The sequence below is a fragment of the Bacteroides sp. AF25-38AC genome (assembly GCF_003602995.1).
Taxonomy (GTDB): domain Bacteria; phylum Bacteroidota; class Bacteroidia; order Bacteroidales; family Bacteroidaceae; genus Bacteroides; species Bacteroides uniformis.
Genome location: NZ_QTMD01000027.1, coordinates 59,107 through 77,916, shown reverse-complemented (window position 1 = coordinate 77,916; position 18,810 = coordinate 59,107). Strand labels below are relative to the sequence as shown.

The following is an 18,810-nucleotide window of genomic DNA, read 5'->3' as shown; positions in this document are numbered from 1 at the left end:
GGTTGTGTAAATTAAACTGTGTCATGCTCTATTCTCATTCAATCTCATCGGTCGGGGAACGGCCAGCGCCAAGGGGCGGGACCACCCGTCCCGACGAGTGTAAAATTACAACAATTTAAACCTGTCTCCAAATTTTATCGCCAGTTGTTGTGCAATGGCTCCCCAGTTAGCCAGTGGCATGGTCCATTTCTTGCGTATATTGCGGTAAGCGAGGTAAACCAGTTTCTCAAGGGCGGTGTCGTTAGGGAACACGCCCTTGTTTTTTGTCACTTTCCGTATCTGGCGATGATAGCCCTCAACTGTATTTGTGGTATAAATCATACGGCGTATATCCGATGTGAACTGGAAGTATTCAGTAAGTTTTTCCCAGTTGTCCTGCCATGACTTGATGACAATAGGATATTTTTCTCCCCATTTCTCATTCAGATTAAAAAGTTCCGTTTCAGCTGCTTCTTTACTTACCGCACCATAAACCCGTTTCAAGTCTTTGAGGAATTCCTTCTGATGCTTGCTACCGACATATTTAATGGAGTTACGTATCTGGTGGACGATGCAAAGTTGTACTGTTGTGTTCGGGAAAACACTTTGGATGGCATCCGGAAAGCCTTTCAGACCATCAACGCAAGCAATAAGGATATCATGAACTCCACGGTTCTGCAAGTCCGTCAGTACGTTTAACCAGAAATTGGCTCCCTCGTTTTTAGAGATATACATGCCAAGCAAATCCTTGTGCCCTTCCTTGTCGACACCTAAGACGTTATAGATTGCGCGGGTAACGGCACACCCTCTCTCGTCAGTGACTTTGTAATGGATTGCGTCCATCCAGACTATCGGATAGACAGCATCAAGGGTACGGGAACGCCAGGCCTTTATTTCCGGGAGAACACGGTCGGTTATGGAACTGATCGTTTCGGCAGAGACACGGTTGCCGAGATTTTCCTCCATCCAGTCACTGATCTCGCGTGTGCTGTTACCAAGGGCATAAAGTCCGATGATACGGTCCGCCACGCCCTCCGCCAGGATGGTCTCACGTTTCTTTATAAACTGAGGCTCAAAACTTGAATTACGGTCACGAGGGGTAGACACTGTGACTTCACCCAATGGAGTCTGGACTTGCTTCTGCATTTTACCATTACGACGATTGCCCAACTGACGTTCTTCATCGGTAAGATGCGCATCCATTTCACCTTCCAAGGCTGCATTCAAGATACTTTCCAATAAGGGGGCAAAAGCACCATCCTTACCTAACAAAGGCTTACCGGCTTTCAGCTGCTCTATTGCCTTGTTCTTGATACTTTCAAAATCAAATTCTTCTTTCATAAAAAAACTGTGTTAGCAAAATTAATATTTTATTCCTTGCTGACACAGTTTAAATTACATCTTCACGTGAGCAGGAAGCATCACTTCCTGCTCACGCCCTTTCTCGCATTTAGCAATACTCCCTTCTGAACCAAAGCTCGAATATAGGGTCGGAGAAAGCATACTTGTTCCCCTCTTTCTCAATGAAATCACGTTCTGTCAGCATACGCTTGTTGCGTGTGATGGTCTGTGCACTGCCCAATTCATATTTCCGCACTACGGGGATGGAGTTGAAGCGGTATTCACCATCGGCTACAGCACGAAGCATGGCAGTTTGGGCAGCAGTCAGGTTCTCGGTGTCGTTCATGAACATAGGCATGTTGGTGTCTATCAGTTGGCGGGTACGGATTTCGATAATCTCATCTGTCACTTTTTCAGACGTACCGCTCCAGATGAAATAGCACAACTGTTGCAAATACCACGAATGGCATTTCACGATGTCGCACAGTTGTTCTGCTTGCTGTTCGCTGATTTCTTTGTTCGTCCGGTGGAAGGCATTGACGATGAAGGGCACCCATTCCTCTTTCTTTATCTTTTGCAGGAACAGTACTTGTCCGAAGCGGTAGAAGGGGTTAGAAGAATTGTTGAAGATGTCCATCATCATATGCCGCTTGCTTCCGTAAAAGCAATAGGAAACTTGTTGCTGCTTCTGCCAGGCAGAGCGCATTTTTCCCTCCATACTTTTGTAGCCGGGTAGTAGTGCCAGTTGTTGGAACTCGTCGATGCAGACAATCAGGTGTATGCCTTTGGCAGCTGCTATCTTTTCGGGTAGTTCCAGTATCTCCATGACACTTTTTTCTTCCAGTTCCAATTTCAGGTCAAAGGAGAGGGTATCGGTTGGGTCGCTCTTCAATGTGATACTGGGAGAAACGGCTTTAAGAAACTGTTTCACATCTTCAAGCCTCTTTTCAAGGGTGGAGGCGGCGCAAGAAATGACTTCTCGCGCAAAGATGCGGTAGAATTCAGCTTCCGTCTTGATGCTGAATGCATCAATGAAGCAGACACGGATATGCTTGTCTTCTTGTGTCAGTTCGTCCATAGCTACTTTTACAAGCGACGATTTTCCCCATCGGCGCGGTGAAATAAGCATTACGTTGATGCCCGATCCAAGTAATTCTTTCAGTTGCTTTCGTTCTTCTACCCGATTGACGAAACTTTCTTTATCAACCAGTGTGCCGTATTGAAAAGGTGATTTCATAAACTTTCTGTTCTTGATTTAATGACAAATATACAAATTATACATCAATGTATAATACATCAATGTATAATTTTGTTTGAGCACATGTGCAAAAACACCCACTTTTTGCACATGAAACGGAGAACGTGAGCAAAAAAGCCTTATTTTTGCTCGCGTTATTGATTCCGAATATAATGTTAAATACAAATATACTATGAAAAGTAAGGTTCTTGCATTGATTCTATTATGCGGTGCCGCCTCGTTGGGCGCCAAAGTAAAACTGCCTGCACTGGTGGGCGACAACATGATACTCCAGCAGCAGACTGAAGTGAAACTGTGGGGAACGGCTGCTCCGGAAGCCGAAGTACGCGTTACGCCTTCGTGGAACGGACAGACAATGACTTGCCGTGCCGATAAGGATGGCGGTTGGACGCTTGCCGTGGAGACTCCGGCAGCAGGATACACGCCTTATGAGATAACTTTTGATGACGGAGAAAAAACTACGTTGAAGAATATCCTAATCGGTGAAGTATGGCTTGCTTCCGGCCAGAGCAATATGGAAATGCCCCTGAAAGGTTTTGCTGGCTGTTGCATCATGAACGGAGCGGATGACATCATAGTTTCTGCCGAGAATAAGGGGGTGCGTATGTTCACCGTTCCCAAGCACCAGACTTATGAACTGCAAACCGACTGCAAAGGTAGCTGGAACATATCTTCCATAGAAACCGCACCCGATTTCAGTGCGACGGCCTACTATTTTGCCACTTCGTTGAGCCGTGCCCTCCGGATTCCGGTCGGCATCATCTGTAGCGCTTACGGTGGATCCACTGTAGAAGGTTGGATAAGCCGTGAACTGCTGGAAAACTATCCAGACATATCTCTCAACCCCGATTCCATCGAACGCCTGCATCCCATGCTCCGCCCCATGCTGATGTACAATGCCATGCTGAAGCCGCTTCAGAACTATACCATCAAAGGGTTCATCTGGTATCAGGGAGAGTCGAACGTAGGTCGCCATGAAACATATGCCGAACGCTTGGCCGACATGGTGCAGCTGTGGCGCAAGGAATGGGGGCTGGGCGAATTGCCTTTCTACTTTGCCGAAATAGCGCCGTACGCCTATGGAGGTACCCAGCAAGAGAAAGCTGCTTACCTACGTGAAGCGCAATTCCGTGCCCAAAGCCTGATTCCGAACAGTGGTATGATTTCGACAAACGACCTTGTAGAGCCTTATGAGATGTACAATATCCATCCCCGCAACAAGACAAAGGTAGGTCAACGCTTGAGCTATCTGGCATTGAACCTTACCTATGGATTGAAGCAGATACACTGTTTCGGCCCACAATATAAGTCATGGACTGCTAAAGGCAGTGAAGCATGGGTTTCCTTCGACCATTTGGAAATGGGTATCTGTCGCAACTATGACCTTCGCGGTTTCGAAGTGGCGGGTGAGGACCGTGTGTTCCATCCTGCCGACAAAGTATGGCTGCACTGGCAGACGAATGAAGTGGTAATCTCTTCAGAAAAGGTATCCCATCCCGTCAGCGTGCGCTATTGTTTCCATGATTTCCAGATTGGTACGATGATTGGCGGAAATGAATTGCCTACCATTCCGTTCCGTACGGATAATTGGTGAAAGAACGGAAAGTAGATAAACACTTTCATTATACTATAATATTAGGCGCGGGTTACGCGGAATCCATGGATGCAGTAAACTAAATCCGTGAAATCCGTGTAATCCGCGCCTAAAAGAAAACATCCAGAGGGTTTTGTTCCCCCTCTGTCTTTCTTATTGTTTCAGCAACTGTTCTGCTGCAAGTACCAGGAACATATAGTGGGATGAACCTCCTCCCAGCACATATTCAGTTTGCTGCCAGAGGAACGGGAACGTGAGGAGTTCCGGGAAGTCGGGACGGATAAGAGCTGTACCGGAAATGACTCCACCGGGAATATACGACCAGTCTGCGCGGTTCAGTCCGTAGCCCACAGTGGCTGATTGTGCGCCGACACCCGAGGCGAAGGAAGCTTGGTTGGAGCCCGGGTGGCATCCGAGAATGAAGTTGAGGGCATTGAATACCGGTGCTTTCGGGAATATTTCCGGATAGGCGGTTGTCAGGAAGTAGTGCTGGAAGCCGAAACGCTGTATATCCCAGCCTGCACCCCAGATATGTGGACGGTAGGGAATGCCGTAAGGAGTCTCCTGCACTTGCTTGTTCAGCTCTTGTTCATATCCGGTCAGAGCTTTGCGGAAAGCGGTGGAGAAAGCTTTGGCTTTCTTGTTCTTCATTTGTGCAAACTGTTTTTCCACACGTGCCGTGTACCAGCCGATGCGGCCTATCTGCTTGATGATGAGCTCTTTGTTGTCCAGAATGAAGTCCATATAGGGTTGTTCGCCCGTGGTGAGGTACAGTTCTACGGCTGCCTGCACTTTGGGGAACAAGGCTCTGTTGTTGCCGTTTCCGGTAGAAGCATATACTTTGCGGGCAATGTCGAGACAATGTACACTCAATGTATCATTGAAGCCTTTCAATACGCGTGATACGGCAGCAAGTTGGGCGGCTGTCGACAGTTCTCGTCCGGGGTTGTCCTCTGTAAATATCCAACGGTCGTCTTCATTACCGATTTTTCCGTCCGTCATGGCGGCGGCATCACCCAGAAGTACGTATTGGCGAAGGTCGTTGCAGATGATTCCCCGGTAGAGACGTCCCAGTGCCAGGTAGCCGTTGACTACCGTAAGGGCGCCGTTCTCTACTTGTTGCAGCAAGTCATTCTTACCGTCGGGCTGGTGGATTTCCGTCACACGGTTTATCTGGTCGATGGAAGTCACGTCGAGATTCGGGTGGAAAGCTTCGTAGGCCAGTGCCAGGATATAGGATTCTCCGGCTTGGGATTCGATGCGGAGGTCAAAGTCTCCGGCATCGTGCCAGCCGCCTATGTTCACTCCGGGAACCACTTCACCCGGTTTGAACTTGGACAGGCCCTCTTTCTGGTCGTAGCCGTCGATATGATTGTGTGCCGGTGCCATCTGGGCATCGTCCATGTGGCAGCAGTCGTGCCATACGCGGTATTTTTCGTTGACGCGCATGTGGCACATCTGTACGGGAAGGAAGTATTCCAGTACGGGCTGCCATACGCCGCGGGCATATACGTCATTGTCGATGCGGAAGATAGGGGATACGGAGGTATCGTATTTAATCTTGTAGAGTCCCGGTTCCTTCACATCCGTGAAGTCCACCTTCAGATAGTTGTATCTCAGGAACTTGCCCCAATTGGCAGGAGTGACGTTCTTGACCACTTTCTCGCCGTCTGCGTCAATGCGGATGATTTGTGCCGTTTCCTTTCTATTGTCACGTATATCCATTTCGATGACGGCTTCCTTGTCCTGGGCGGGATGATAACCTATCTGTGAAGTCTGGATAACCGGCTGATACATCCAGTCGGCCACTACGTTCGGAGTGATAATCCATTTGACGGCCCCTTTGGTGACACCCGGTTTTATGTTGCTGCGCAGTACGAACCAGCCGTTATTGTGGTTCATACGCCCGTCAAACAGTTGTAGGTCACCACTCAATGATTCGATGGTTACTTTGTTGTAAGGGTCGTCGGGGCGGGAGGTAAACTTACGGCCTTTGGCATAAGGTTCGCTGATGATGTCGTCGGCCACAATCGGGCTGTAACCTTTTCCTATCAGTTTGTCCATGTCTGCCAGCGATTGCTTGCCGTCATGATAATTTCCCGTATGCAGATAGTTGGGTTGGGTTGTCATTAGGGGAGAGTTGGGTTGTTGCGGGAAGATGCCGCTCTGACCGTCCATAATCCAGGGCTTGCCGAAGAGGGAACCCGGGAAGAATTCAAGGTTGAAGCCCACTTTTCCGATGAATTCCTGGGGAATGGGGCGGTCAAGGTCTACGGTCACCTCTATGTTTTTACCTTTGCTTTCCACGTTTACCGTATATATAAGGTGGAGGTCCGGGTAAATCATCGGGTTGAATCCGGTGAGATGGCGTGAGGAGTCGGGATAGCACAGCGTGGCGGTGATGCTGTTGTCACCGAGCTTCCGGTCGAGCTGTTTCGGTACGGGCTGCCATTGTCCGGGTGTGGCTTCCAGACGGATATCTCCATTCGTCGCCACACGGTGTCCGTTCATGATGATACATACCCCTCCTTGGTGTCCTTCGGGATAGATATCATCAAAAGCCATGATGTCGACTCCCTGATTCTTGAAATAACCGGAGGATGTCAGCTTGAAGTCTTGCGCATGCAGCGCACTGCTGCCGCAAAGCAGTGCCAAGACTGATGCAAATAGGAAATGTTTCTTTCTCATAGTATCTATTTTTGAGTTACAAAATTTTCTACTAATATACGGACTAAAAAGGAAACGGATGGCTTTTGTTTGTAGCCAATAACGTTATGAAATGTGTCTTTTTCCTCTATTTTTATGATATTCATTGTTATATTTGTCAGACAATGGCGCTTGAGCTGCCGGATACCCACGTTTGAGCCAATAGAAGCTGATGTCTGGTAAAACAAGGACTCAGTACCCAAAAATAGCCTTTATCGGAACCAATTGTATCCCTTGAAAAAGGATGGCAATGAGTAGTGTCCATTTGTTTTTTTGTACATTTGCAATGTAACTATGGCTAACTCCTTAAATCGCTATATTATGAAACGTATGTTTTCCGTTTTTTTGCTGATTACAGTATGGTTGCTGGTTACACCTTTCCTGCAAGCACAGTCACACGTAGACAAGGTTTTAAAAGATGAAATAACCTCGGACTTGAAAGAGAATATCCTCTCTTTTTGGGAAAGATACAGCGTAGATTCTTCCGGAGGCTTTTATGGTTCATTGGGACGTGACGGTGCCCCGATAGCGGATGCTCCCAAAGGTGGTGTACTGAATGCCCGCATCCTTTGGACTTTTTCAACCGCCTACCGGATGTATGGCGATACTGCCTACCGTAAATTGGCTGACAGGGCGCAACGGTATTTCATAGATCACTTCATTGATTCGCAGTATGGAGGCGTATATTGGCTGATAAAAGCGGACGGTACCCCATTGGATACGAACAAGCAGACTTACGGCTGCTCTTATGCTATCTATGGGTTGTCCGAACATTTCAGGGCAACGGGCAACAATGAAAGCCTGCAAAAAGCCATAGAGCTTTATCGGATAATGGAGAGCAAAGTCAAAGATCCCGTAAATGATGGCTATATAGAATCCTTTACCCGCGAATGGGGAACTCCCCAAAAGCTGGGGTATGATGGAGATGGCATTGCTGCCAAAACAATGAATACACATATCCATGTATTAGAGGCATACACGGCTTTATATAAAGTATGGAAGGATAACAGCCTTTGCAAGCGCCTTGCAAAAGTAATAGACTTAATAACAACCAGGCTGTACAACCCACAAACACATCACTTGATATCATACTGTGATTTAAATTGGAATAATCTGGATGACATCGACTCTTACGGGCATGATATCGAAACTTCTTGGCTGCTGACGGAAGCTGCAGAGGCTCTGGGTGACCCGGAGGTTATCGGGAGGTGCAGGAAGGTAGCATTGGAACTTGCAGATGCTTCCTTGAAGGAGGGCATCAACCCGATGGGAGCTATGATGTATGAACGACATAAGGACAAAATCAGGAAGGACGCTTCCTGGTGGTGCCAAGCGGAAACTGTGGTCGGCTGTATCAATGCCTGGCAACTGACTGGTGAACAATCTTATCTGGACAGTGCCGTCCGCACCTGGAACTTCATCAAATCACGGATGATAGACAAGGAGTATGGTGAATGGTTCAGAACGGTGCTGGAAGATGGAACTCCCCGCTACAAGGAGCCTAAAGCAAGTATGTGGAATTGTCCTTATCATAACAGCCGTATGGGGTTTGAGATTGATACCAGACTGAAATGACAACCTTTTATAGATTTGATATTATGAAGAATTTACGAATTTTCCAGTTTGGAATAGTTGTATTGCTGTGTGGTATATTATCTCTGCCGCTTTCTGCCCAGACGGAAGTGATGGCATGGAGCAATATCACGGGTGTCCGCGTAGACGGTGAATTGATAGACTTTGAGTCATCCCTGCGTGTCGGAACCTTGAAAGGAGATATGGAGATTACCGGAAAGGAGAAGCAGGTCCGTCCCGTTTTCCATCGTGAGGGGAATATGCAGGAAGTGACGGCTACTCTGCGAGGTGTAAAGTTCCATCAGAAAGTGACCGATAAGGGAAAAGGCTTGGTGGAGATTTCTATTGATGCGCTGTCGGACACTACTTTGAACCAGGCAGCCTATTACTGTATTGCTTTAAGTCCGGAAAACTACATTGATGCCAAAGTAAGGGTAAGTGGCAGGAAGCTGACCGTTACTTCGGCCAATAGGAAGTTGGAATTCAAGTTCAATAAGTCTGTAAAGGCCACGGTTGAAAAAGAGTCTACCGGTACTGTTGTGTATATCTCGCTAATGCCGATTCTGAAAAAGGCTGGGAGAACAGCATTGTCTATGGAACTGCATGCTTCCGGAGTGATAGATCACAGTGACGCGGAAATTACATTGGATATGCAGAATCCGGGAAGTTTGTTTGCAGGCTTTGGAGGGAATTTCCGCCTGCAGAATCCTGCTGCCGACCCTAAAGTGATAGATTACTGTCTGGAAAACTTGCGCGTAGCTTATGGCCGTGTGGAATTTCCGTGGAGATTGTGGCAACCCGAAGAAGAATCCGATCCTATTGCCGTGGCACAGAATGGGGGACTGAACAAGCGGGTGGAGGAAAGTCTCCTCATGGCAAAGCGCTTGAAGGCGATGGGAATGCCGGTAATACTAAGCTGTTGGTTTCCGCCTGCATGGGCCATTGACGGAGGTCCTGCAAGTTATGCCCGTCAAGGTGGTGTCATTGCTTATCGTCTGGATAACCGGAAAAAGGAGAAGATTTATAAATCCATGGCAGATTATCTGTTGTATGCCAAACGGTATTATGGTATTGAGTTCTCCATGTTCTCGTTCAATGAATCGGATTTGGGTATTGATGTCCTCCACACTCCGCAGGAGCATGCAGATTTCATTAAGGAGTTCGGTGCTTATCTGGCAGGGTTGAATCTTCCTACCCGCATGCTGCTTGGCGACAATTCGGATGCCACTACTTTCGATTTTATCCTTCCTGCTTTGAACAATCCTGAGACTCATAAGTATATTGGTGCAGTTTCTTTCCATTCATGGCGTGGTTGTGATGATGTTACGTTAAGGAAGTGGGCGGGTGCTGCCAAAGAGATTAATGTACTACTCTTGGTTGGTGAGGGTAGTACGGATGCCGCTGCTCATGGTTATGCCGAGATATTCAATGAGTCGACGTTTGCACTTTATGAAATCAATCTGTATACACGTATTTGTGCGATTTGCCAACCATTGTCCATCTTGCAGTGGCAGCTCACTTCAGACTATTCGTTGTTGTGGGGAGACGGCATTTATGGCTCCAAAGGTCCTTTGCGTCCTACACAACGTTTCTGGAACATTAAGCAGCTGGCCTCCACTCCGGCCGATGCCTTGGCTATTCCAGTCAGTAGCAGCAAGAAAAATGTAAACTGTGCGGCTTTCGGAAATATGGTGCGCGGAGAATATGCCGTCCATATGGTCAATAATGGGGCGGATTGCGAGGCTGTCATCTCCGGTATCCCTGCAGAAGTGAAGGAACTGAAAGTCTATGTGACCAATACAAAGGACTGCATGAAGGAAACTGCAGTGAAGGTGGAGAATGGACTGGTACGGGTACACTTGCCGGCTATCAGTTTCATTACCTTATTGTCGGATAAATAATTTTGAAATGGAATAATATTAATATATAAAGAATAGTGATATGAATATAACTACATGTCTGTTTACAGTTCTGGGAGGAATGGCCACTTTAGGGCATCCTTCAGAAACTGTACGTTTGAATCAGTTAGGGTATTATCCCCAGCAGGAAAAAGTAGCTGTGGTGAATGCCGGTGAGGTACGTGAATTTACCATAGTAGATGCAGCCACGGGCAATCGGCTACTTTCCGGCAAACCCGGATATACCGCTTCATCCGCTTGGTCGGATAGGAGCAGGACAATATTGGATTTCAGTGACATCACGGTACCGGGAAGATATCTTCTGTTGGTTAACGGCGATTCAGTGGCATTCGAAGTAAAGGAAAAGGTGCTGTCCCCTTTGGCCGATGCCGCTTTGAAATCTTTCTATTACCAACGTACGGGTATGCCCATCGAAGCGACTTATGCGGGTCGGTGGAGCCGTCCGGCAGGCCATCCAGATGACAAGGTGCTGGTACATCCCAATGCTGCCGGGCCGGAACGTAAGGCGGGAGCGGTGATTTCTTCTCCGGGAGGATGGTATGATGCCGGAGATTATAACAAGTACATTGTGAACTCCGCTTATTCCATCGGATTGATGCAGGCGATTTATGCCCGCTTTCCTGACTATTTTATCCGTCAACGGGTGAACATCCCGGAAAGCGGAAACCACACGCCCGATTTGCTGGACGAGATGTACTATAACCTGAAATGGATGCTGACCATGCAAGACCCTGCCGACGGAGGAGTCTACCACAAGCTGACTACCCCTTCGTTCGAGGGATTTATCAAGCCTACGGAGTGTAAGCAGCCCCGTTATGTAGTTCAGAAATCAGTAACGGCGGCATTGGACTATGCTGCGGCTTTAGCGCAAGCTTCCGTGTTGTTTGCTCCTTACGAAGAGGATTATCCTGGCTTTTCGGAAGTGGCTTTGCAGGCTGCCGAACGTGCTTACGCCTGGGCAGAAGCGCATCCGCAAGCGCTCTATCATCAGGACCTCCTCAACAAGCAATATCAACCTGCCGTGGTTACGGGAGCTTACGGTGATCGTAGTGCCGATGACGAATTCTTCTGGGCGGCTTCCGAGCTCTATCTTGCTACGGGAAAGCCCGTTTACCGGGAACAAGTGAAGAAGCATCTGCCCACTGCATATAAGACTCCTTCTTGGGGCAATACCACTGCGTTGGGCGTGTTTGCCTGGCTGCAACCGGGCAGGGAATATCAGGGTGAAGACGTGGAGTTGGCAAATGCCATGAAAGACCTGCTACTGGACTATGCTGCCGAGGCTGTGCGGGGTGCTGACCGCTCTCCTTTCCACGCTCCTTACGGCAACGATGCCAAAGATTTCTTTTGGGGATGCCTTGCCGAAGGGTGTGCTAACCAAGCCACTTCACTGGTTTGCGCCTATTTGCTTACGGGTGAGAAGTCGTACCTGACGCCTACCGCAATATGGACTACATTTTAGGAAAGAATGCCACGGGATATTGTTATGTCACCGGTTTCGGGATGAAAAGTCCTCTGTATCCGCACCATCGTCTTTCTGCATCGGATGATATAGAGGCACCTCTTCCCGGTTTCCTTGTTGGCGGTCCCAATCCTGGCCAACAAGACGGTGTACCCTATCCTTCCAATCTGCCGGATGAGTCTTATGCAGATGTGGAAGGTTCGTATGCTTCCAATGAAATAGCCATTAATTGGAGTGCTGCTTTGGTGGCGTTGGTGTCTTCGTTGGATGCTTTGATGTCAAAATAATGTTTCTATTCAGCCTGCTGCCTTATAAATTCGGATGGGCTGATGTTGAACTCTTCTTTAAAATGTTTGGAGAATATCTTGGGGGAGTTATACCCCAAGGTATATGCAATTTCCGAAACTTGCATCTGGCTTTCTGTCAAGAGTTGTTGTGCACGTTTCATACGGATGGTCCTGATGAATTCGATGGGTTTCTTTCCCGTTATCTTAATCATTTTCTTGTAGAAATAGCTGCGTGATATATTCAGGCTGCTGGCAAGCTCCTCGACGGAAAACTCGGTTTCGCTGATATTGTCCTCTACAATCTGGATGGCTTTTTCCACCAGCTGCTGGTCAAGGGGAGTGATGGTGATACGGCTTGGCTCGATTTTAATGTCCTGATTGAATATTTCCTGACGTTTGACGTTCATCTCGATAATCTTGTTGATGCGCAGCTTGAGGACTTCCATATTGAAAGGCTTGGTGATATAGTCGTCTGCGCCAACGCTAAGCCCTTCCAATTGGTGTTCTTCACTTGCCTTAGCTGTCAGGAGGATAATGGGGATATGGGAGTAGCGTATGTCATTCTTGATGGTTGAACATAGTTCCAGACCATCCATCTCGGGCATCATGATGTCACTGACCACTAAATCAATATCTTCCTTTTCCAGTACATTCAGTGCATGTTTTCCGTTTGTGGCTTTTAATACATGATACTGCCTGGCAAGACTTTCAGAGAGAAATTTCAAGAAGTCGTAGTTGTCATCTACGAGTAGTATGGTGAATGGATGGGATTCTTCTTTTATTTCCGGTCCTTCGACCGGTTCTCCGTTTTTGGTTTCATTACTGTTCTGGTGTAGGGGTAGGGCAATCAGGAATACAGAACCACAAGGCTGGTTATCCCTGACACAGACAGTACCCTGATGCATCTTTACGTATTCGGAAACAATGTGCAGTCCAATGCCGCTGCCTCCGTTGTTCGACTGGTTTTTGCCCGACTGATAGAATCTTTGGAATATTTTCTCCTTGGCTTCATCCTCTATGCCGCAACCGGTGTCGGTAAAGGTCAGTTCCAGATTTGTGCCTCTTACGGCAATATCCAGTGAGATGCTTCCTTTATTGGGAGTGAACTTGAATGCATTTGACAGGATATTTGTGCATATCTTGCGTATCTTGTCATAGTCAAAATCCATGAATACAGAATGTTGTGGAGCGGTAAGGCTATAGCTGATGTTCCGTTTCTGTGCTATCGGATCGAAAGAGTGGAATATTTCACTCAGAATGATAAGGATGTTGTCATGTTTGCATTTCAGGGTTTCAGCCTTGGCATCCAGCTTTCTGAAATCCAGCAGTTGGTTAATCAGTTCCAGCAGATAGTCGGCATTTTGTTTGACCATATCCAGAATGCCTTTACGATATTCGGGATGGTCTACGAAAAACTCTTCAAGCGGATTGATGATAAGTGACAAGGGAGTCCGCAGTTCGTGACTTATGTTGGCAAAGAACTGCAGTTTCATATTGTTGATTTTCTGCTGCCTTTCATTTTCCACCTCGATGGCCTGCATGATTTGTTTCTGCTTTTGGCGTAAGCGCAGATTGCGGATAATGGACAGAAGGATGCACAAAACGATACCGCTATATATGGTATAAGCCCACCAAGTGCGCCACCAAGGAGGGAGTATCTTTATTTTCAGTTCCTTGACGTTGGGGCTCCATATGCCTTGTGAGTTGCATGCCTTGACGGATAAAGTATAGTTTCCGGCAGTCAGCATGGATAGGTTTACTTTGTTGTTTTCAGCATAAATCCAGTTGGAATGAATCTTATAGGCATATTTTATCTTATCCGTTTCCACCAGGTCGAGGGCAGAGAAGGACAGAGTGAATGAATTTTCCTTTTCAGTGAAGGAAAGATGTTGTGCACATTCAAGTGAGCTGCCGTTCAGGATGTCCGGATGGGTCATTCCGGATTTGAGCTCAATACCGGTAAGGTAAATATTGGCATCATAACTTGTGGTCAGGATGTCTTGTGGAATGATAGTCTGGTAACCTTGTGGCGTGCCTATCAGTATATTGCCGTTCTGTAGCTTGAGGATGGCGTGGACATTGGTATCGTTGCATATCAGTCCGTCGCTTACGGAGTAGTTCACGATGGCGTATGTACCGTTTGTTATTTTGATTCGTGAGATGCCGTTGCCGGTACCAATCCACATCTGGTTGTTGTTGTCTTCCGTGACGGCTCTGACGAGGTTGGCGGCAAGTCCGTTTTTCTGGTCAAGGAAGTAGATGGAGTCGTTCTTCTGGTTCCATATACTCAGTCCGTGTGGATGTCCTATCCAAAGAAGGTCCCGGCTGTCCTTATAGACAGTGAGCATATTGTTCTCCTTGAAGCGGCCGGCTTCGGCGTAGATATTATAGGCTTGGGTTTCCGTATCGATGATAATGAGTCCTCCTTTGGTCGCTACGTAAAGGGTACTGTCTTTATCATAGTACATATCTCGGACAAAGAATTCTCCCGGACGGTACAAGATGGTGTCAAACTGCCCGGTTTCCGGATTTAACCTCTGTATGTATCCTTTCATGGTACCTATCCAGATGTATCCGTGTTTGTCTACCTTTACTGTATACACATTGTTCTCGAGAAGCTGGCTGTTACTTACTGTGTATTGTTTGATTTGCCCTTTCGAGTAGCATAGCAGTCCTTTCTGGAAGGTGCCTATCCATAGGCGGTTTTTGGAGTCGATGGATAAGTCGACTACAATATTGGCGGGAGTTGCTATCTTTTCGTATGAATCGGTCACTAGTGAACGTCGGATTAGTCCCGTACCGTCTGTTCCGTAGTAAATGTATTCCTGGCTGGTGTCTTCGCAGAAGGTCAGGATATCATCATATTCCAGGGATTTGTTGCATAGTATGATTTGGGACATGGGGCTATAATAGGAAATACCGTGTTTGAAATTCCCTATGTATATGGTTCCGTCTTTGTCCCGGTAAATGGTATTCAGATTGTTGCTGGCAATGGTGTGCGGTTTCAATGGATTGTGCACCAAGTTGGTAAGCGATTTGGTCAGGGTGTTGTAAACGAACAGCCCCATATGGCTGGTAAGTATCCATACGTTGCCGTCTCCCAGGTCGAGGATGCGTTGCACGCGATTGTACTGTATGTGAGTGTTATTGTTCAGGCTGATGTCCTCCCATTGCTGTGTAAAACTGTTCTTGTGCAAAAGTAGGCTGTTTTGGAAGGTGTATACCCATAGGCTTTCGTTTTGGTCTATGTAAATGTGTGGCTCATGATTCTCCAGCAAAGGTCTATAGATGGTGGGAATGGCTATTTCCTTGACTTCGGAAGTCTGCTTGCTGATACTGTATAGGGTACCGTTGGAGTACATTATATAAATGAACTGGACACCTATATAGAGGTTTGAAATCTTTTCAACTGCCAATGGATAGGCTTTGATGGAGTTGTTGTCCATGCTTCGTATGTAAAGTTTGGAATAGTCGTAGGCCCAAAACTCATTCTTGGATGTTTTTCCCATCCTCAGAATGTTTTTACTGGGGATTTGCAACCCATCGAGTATGGGTTTATAGTCATTGTCGAATTCACCGGTCTTATAATTATAGATACTGTAGCCGCTGGAAGTCCTTATCCATACATTGTCGTCCGGTCCTTCGAAAATTTCGCTGATGGCATCGTCCGGCAGGTCGGAGTTGTTCTGGTAATACTGCTGGAAGGAGTAGCCGTCGTATTTGTTGAGTCCTGATTCTGTCCCCACCCAGAGGAATCCCCTATTGTCTCTGTAGATGCTTCGGACACTGTTGTTGGAGAGTCCTTCTGTTGTAGAGAGCTGCTTGAACATGACAGCCGGCGGGATTTCCGCTGAGTTACCTTGAACAGTAAGGAGGAAGGCCAGGTTGCATATAAGGAATAGGAGCAGTTGTTTCATGTATTTTCTTTATTAGAAGGATTAACAATATTGTAACTGCAAACTTAAATATAATCCTTCGAACGAGCAAGGAAAGATTTGCGTATTCGTGTGGGATGATATCCTCCGTTTGGTGAAAAATAGTATGCATTTTGTTTCCAATGGCCCTATATGGGTTCTATGAAACAAAACCGGATATTAAAAGACATTTTTAAGGCATCTGTGTTTCCTTTAAGAAAAATACATTTGCAGGCGAGATCATTTAAATCCTAATAGTATGAAGAAAGAACTTTTAGCAGTGGCGATGCTGTTGTTTGCCGGTGGCAATCTGTTGGCACAGCCACATGTCAATGACGGTACTTCGTATTTGATGAACCAACCTCTGGACATGAGTACCGATTTCCGTGACTTGAGTAATACCTTGTTTTTTGCAGATCACCTGGAGTCATTCGATGCCAAGTCGGGTGAAGGGCTGGTGAATTGGAAACGCGGGCATCTGATGCCCCGCCAAGCCTTCAATACCAACGGTGCACAGCCCCGTAAAATGAGAATGCTCGATTTCCCCTTCACTGCCTATGAAAATGACCCTAACCTCAAATTCAAGATTGACTTTGTAACTCCGCGTACGGTACGTATCCGTATGCTAACGACCCCGGTGGAACCCAAACCTGCCGCTTCCATCATGTTGGCAAAGGAACCGGGCAGGGATGGAAGCTGGAAAGTTATCGAGACGAATGACAAGATTATCTATTCCAGCGACTATGGAACCATTCAGATTAACAAGAATCCTTGGAGAATCGTCTTGAAGGATAAAGCCGGACGTATCTTGAGCCAGACTGCCGCTTTGAGCGACGCGGACTCTACGCAGGTAAAATATACGCCGTTCTGTTTTGTGAAGCGGGGAAGCGACAATGCTCGCCGCATCAATCCGGTATTTACCTTGACTGCAGATGAAATGATTTTTGGTTGCGGAGAGTCTGCCACTGGGCTGAACAAGGCCGGACAGAAGGTGAACTTGTTCGTTACAGACCCACAAGGGCCTGAGACGGACCAAATGTACAAACCGATTCCTTTCTTTATGAGTAACCGGGGATATGGTATGTTTATGCATACATCCGCTCCCGTGACTTGTGATTTTGGTGCTACCTATATTGGGCTGAACAAAATGTTCATGGGTGACGAGAACCTGGATTTGTTCGTTTTCTTCGGCGAGCCGAAAGATATTCTGGACGAGTACACCGATTTGGTAGGAAAGCCGGGCATGCCCCCCTTGTGGTCTTTCGGTACGTGGATGAGCCGTATTACCTATTTCAGTGAAAAGGAAGGTTATGATGTAGCGGCCAATATCCGTAAGAACAAGTATCCGTGCGATGTTATCCATTTCGATACCGGCTGGTTTGATGTGGACTGGCAGTGTGACTATAAATTCTCCGAGAACCGTTTCCAGAATCCACAGCAGATGTTGAAGGATTTGAGGTCACAAGGTTTCCATGTATGTTTGTGGCAGTTGCCTTATTTCACTCCTAAAAACCGTTATTTCTCTGAACTGATAGAGAAAGACATGTATGTGAAAAATGGAAATGGTGAACTTCCCTACGAAGATGTGGTGCTTGATTTTTCCAATCCGGAAACAGTAAAGTGGTATCAGGACAAACTGGCGGGATTGCTGAATATCGGTGTCAGTGCCATTAAAGTAGACTTTGGCGAGGCTGCTCCACTGAATGGTATTTACGCTTCCGGCAAGAGCGGATGGTATGAGCATAACCTCTATCCGGTGCGTTATGATATGGCAGTGTCCGAGATAACCAAGAAGTTGCACAACGAGAATATAATGTGGGCACGTGCCGCATGGGCTGGTTCCCAGCGTTATCCATTGCATTGGGGCGGTGATGCTGCAACTACGAACACGGGTCTGCTGGGTACGCTTCGTGCAGGCTTGTCCTTCGGCTTGTCCGGTTTCTCCTTCTGGAGCCATGATATGGGCGGCTTTGTAAAATCCACTCCGGAGGACTTGTATTGCCGCTGGATACCGTTCGGTTTTCTTACTTCCCATACCCGCGCGCATGGGGCACCTCCGACAGAGCCGTGGTTGTACGACAGCAAGCGTGTGCAGGATGTCTTCCGCAAGAGTGCGGAGATGAAGTACCGTCTGATGCCTTATGTGTATGCTCAGGCTAAGGAATGTACAGAAAAGGGCTTACCGATGCTAAGAGCCTTGTTTGTAGAATTCCCCGATGATCCGGGAGCATGGAAAGTGGATGACGAGTATCTCTTCGGTTCGCAGATTCTGGTTGCCCCCTTGCTTGAATCCGGTATGACGGGCCGCACAGTTTACCTTCCCGAAGGAAAATGGATAGACTACCAGACAGAGAAAGTCTACGAAGGCGGATGGCACCGGATTGAAGCAGGCAGTCTGCCGATAATCATGCTGGTACGTGACGGTTCGGTACTTCCTCATCTGAAGTTGGCGCAGTCCACTGCTGAGATGGATTGGAGTAAAATGAGCCTGAAGGTATACAGTGCTGACAAGAAGCAGGCAGAAGGATTGGTTTGTCTACCTGCCGACAACCGTATTCAGGTTGTGAAAGTGGATTGTGGAAAGGCCAAACCGCAACTGTTGAACCAGGTTGAAGGCACTTCCCTGAGTTTCTGAACTTAATCTTTGAAAATCTATATTGAATTCACCCCTGTCGGTATGGAAGAGAAAGGGATATAGTTACCGAAATCTGTGCCACTATGGTGGCACAGATGTGCCTTCCCAATGGCACGGCAGTGCCTCTATAGTGGCACAAAATT

The 18,810-nt window shown here is 47.1% G+C and carries 10 protein-coding genes; 6 read left to right on the top strand and 4 right to left on the bottom strand.

Annotation, left to right across the window (positions count from 1 at the left end):
• Positions 1 to 105: 105 nt before the first annotated feature.
• A complete protein-coding gene (locus tag DWY55_RS16705; protein ID WP_005826255.1) occupies positions 106 to 1,320 on the bottom strand; it encodes an IS256 family transposase in 1,215 nt (404 codons plus the stop codon).
• A gap of 109 nt (positions 1,321 to 1,429) precedes the next feature.
• Positions 1,430 to 2,557: an AAA family ATPase gene (locus tag DWY55_RS16700; RefSeq protein ID WP_008662419.1), complete on the bottom strand. Its 1,128-nt coding sequence runs from the start codon at positions 2,555 to 2,557 to the stop codon at positions 1,430 to 1,432.
• A gap of 193 nt (positions 2,558 to 2,750) precedes the next feature.
• Here DWY55_RS16700 and DWY55_RS16695 point away from each other — a divergent pair, with 193 nt between their 5' ends.
• A complete protein-coding gene (locus DWY55_RS16695) occupies positions 2,751 to 4,172 on the top strand; it encodes a sialate O-acetylesterase (RefSeq protein WP_005831010.1) in 1,422 nt (473 codons plus the stop codon).
• A 153-nt stretch (positions 4,173 to 4,325) separates the two neighbouring features.
• Here the strand turns inward: DWY55_RS16695 and DWY55_RS16690 are convergent, their stop codons facing one another.
• Positions 4,326 to 6,860, bottom strand: a complete 2,535-nt coding sequence (locus tag DWY55_RS16690) for a glycoside hydrolase family 9 protein (protein WP_005831008.1) — start codon at positions 6,858 to 6,860, stop codon at positions 4,326 to 4,328.
• Between the two features lie 339 nt (positions 6,861 to 7,199).
• On the opposite strand from DWY55_RS16690, the gene DWY55_RS16685 reads away from it, so the two are divergent.
• The 4 genes from DWY55_RS16685 to DWY55_RS22550 are packed head-to-tail and all read left to right on the top strand — an operon-like array spanning position 7,200 to position 12,118.
• Positions 7,200 to 8,453 (top strand): AGE family epimerase/isomerase, encoded by a 1,254-nt coding sequence (locus DWY55_RS16685; protein WP_008662425.1) that lies wholly within the window; start codon positions 7,200 to 7,202, stop codon positions 8,451 to 8,453.
• Between the two features lie 23 nt (positions 8,454 to 8,476).
• The gene (locus DWY55_RS16680; protein ID WP_229031923.1) at positions 8,477 to 10,351 is read left to right on the top strand and encodes a hypothetical protein; all 1,875 of its coding nucleotides are present in this window, start codon (positions 8,477 to 8,479) and stop codon (positions 10,349 to 10,351) included.
• Positions 10,352 to 10,391: 40 nt separating this feature from the next.
• A complete protein-coding gene (locus DWY55_RS16675; protein WP_259321661.1) occupies positions 10,392 to 11,831 on the top strand; it encodes a glycoside hydrolase family 9 protein in 1,440 nt (479 codons plus the stop codon).
• The gene (locus DWY55_RS22550) at positions 11,816 to 12,118 is read left to right on the top strand and encodes a glycoside hydrolase family 9 protein (protein WP_259321659.1); all 303 of its coding nucleotides are present in this window, start codon (positions 11,816 to 11,818) and stop codon (positions 12,116 to 12,118) included. The genes DWY55_RS16675 and DWY55_RS22550 overlap by 16 nt, the downstream gene beginning before the upstream one ends.
• Before the next feature lie 5 nt (positions 12,119 to 12,123).
• Here DWY55_RS22550 and DWY55_RS16670 read toward each other — a convergent pair whose 3' ends face one another.
• Complete coding sequence (locus tag DWY55_RS16670; RefSeq protein ID WP_057253913.1) at positions 12,124 to 16,035, bottom strand: two-component regulator propeller domain-containing protein; 3,912 nt, start codon at positions 16,033 to 16,035, stop codon at positions 12,124 to 12,126.
• Between the two features lie 256 nt (positions 16,036 to 16,291).
• Between DWY55_RS16670 and DWY55_RS16665 the strand changes: the two genes are divergently transcribed.
• Positions 16,292 to 18,667, top strand: coding sequence for a TIM-barrel domain-containing protein (locus DWY55_RS16665; RefSeq protein WP_057253911.1), 2,376 nt, complete (start codon positions 16,292 to 16,294; stop codon positions 18,665 to 18,667).
• Positions 18,668 to 18,810 lie beyond the last annotated feature (143 nt).

Bases quoted from the DNA above. Each gene is read 5' to 3' on its own strand.
- DWY55_RS16705 (WP_005826255.1), bottom strand. From the start codon at position 1,320: ATGAAAGAAGAATTTGATTTTGAAAGTATCAAGAACAAGGCAATAGAG.
- DWY55_RS16700 (WP_008662419.1), bottom strand. From the start codon at position 2,557: ATGAAATCACCTTTTCAATACGGCACACTGGTTGATAAAGAAAGTTTC.
- DWY55_RS16695 (WP_005831010.1), top strand. From the start codon at position 2,751: ATGAAAAGTAAGGTTCTTGCATTGATTCTATTATGCGGTGCCGCCTCG.
- DWY55_RS16690 (WP_005831008.1), bottom strand. From the start codon at position 6,860: ATGAGAAAGAAACATTTCCTATTTGCATCAGTCTTGGCACTGCTTTGC.
- DWY55_RS16685 (WP_008662425.1), top strand. From the start codon at position 7,200: ATGAAACGTATGTTTTCCGTTTTTTTGCTGATTACAGTATGGTTGCTG.
- DWY55_RS16680 (WP_229031923.1), top strand. From the start codon at position 8,477: ATGAAGAATTTACGAATTTTCCAGTTTGGAATAGTTGTATTGCTGTGT.
- DWY55_RS16675 (WP_259321661.1), top strand. From the start codon at position 10,392: ATGAATATAACTACATGTCTGTTTACAGTTCTGGGAGGAATGGCCACT.
- DWY55_RS22550 (WP_259321659.1), top strand. From the start codon at position 11,816: ATGGACTACATTTTAGGAAAGAATGCCACGGGATATTGTTATGTCACC.
- DWY55_RS16670 (WP_057253913.1), bottom strand. From the start codon at position 16,035: ATGAAACAACTGCTCCTATTCCTTATATGCAACCTGGCCTTCCTCCTT.
- DWY55_RS16665 (WP_057253911.1), top strand. From the start codon at position 16,292: ATGAAGAAAGAACTTTTAGCAGTGGCGATGCTGTTGTTTGCCGGTGGC.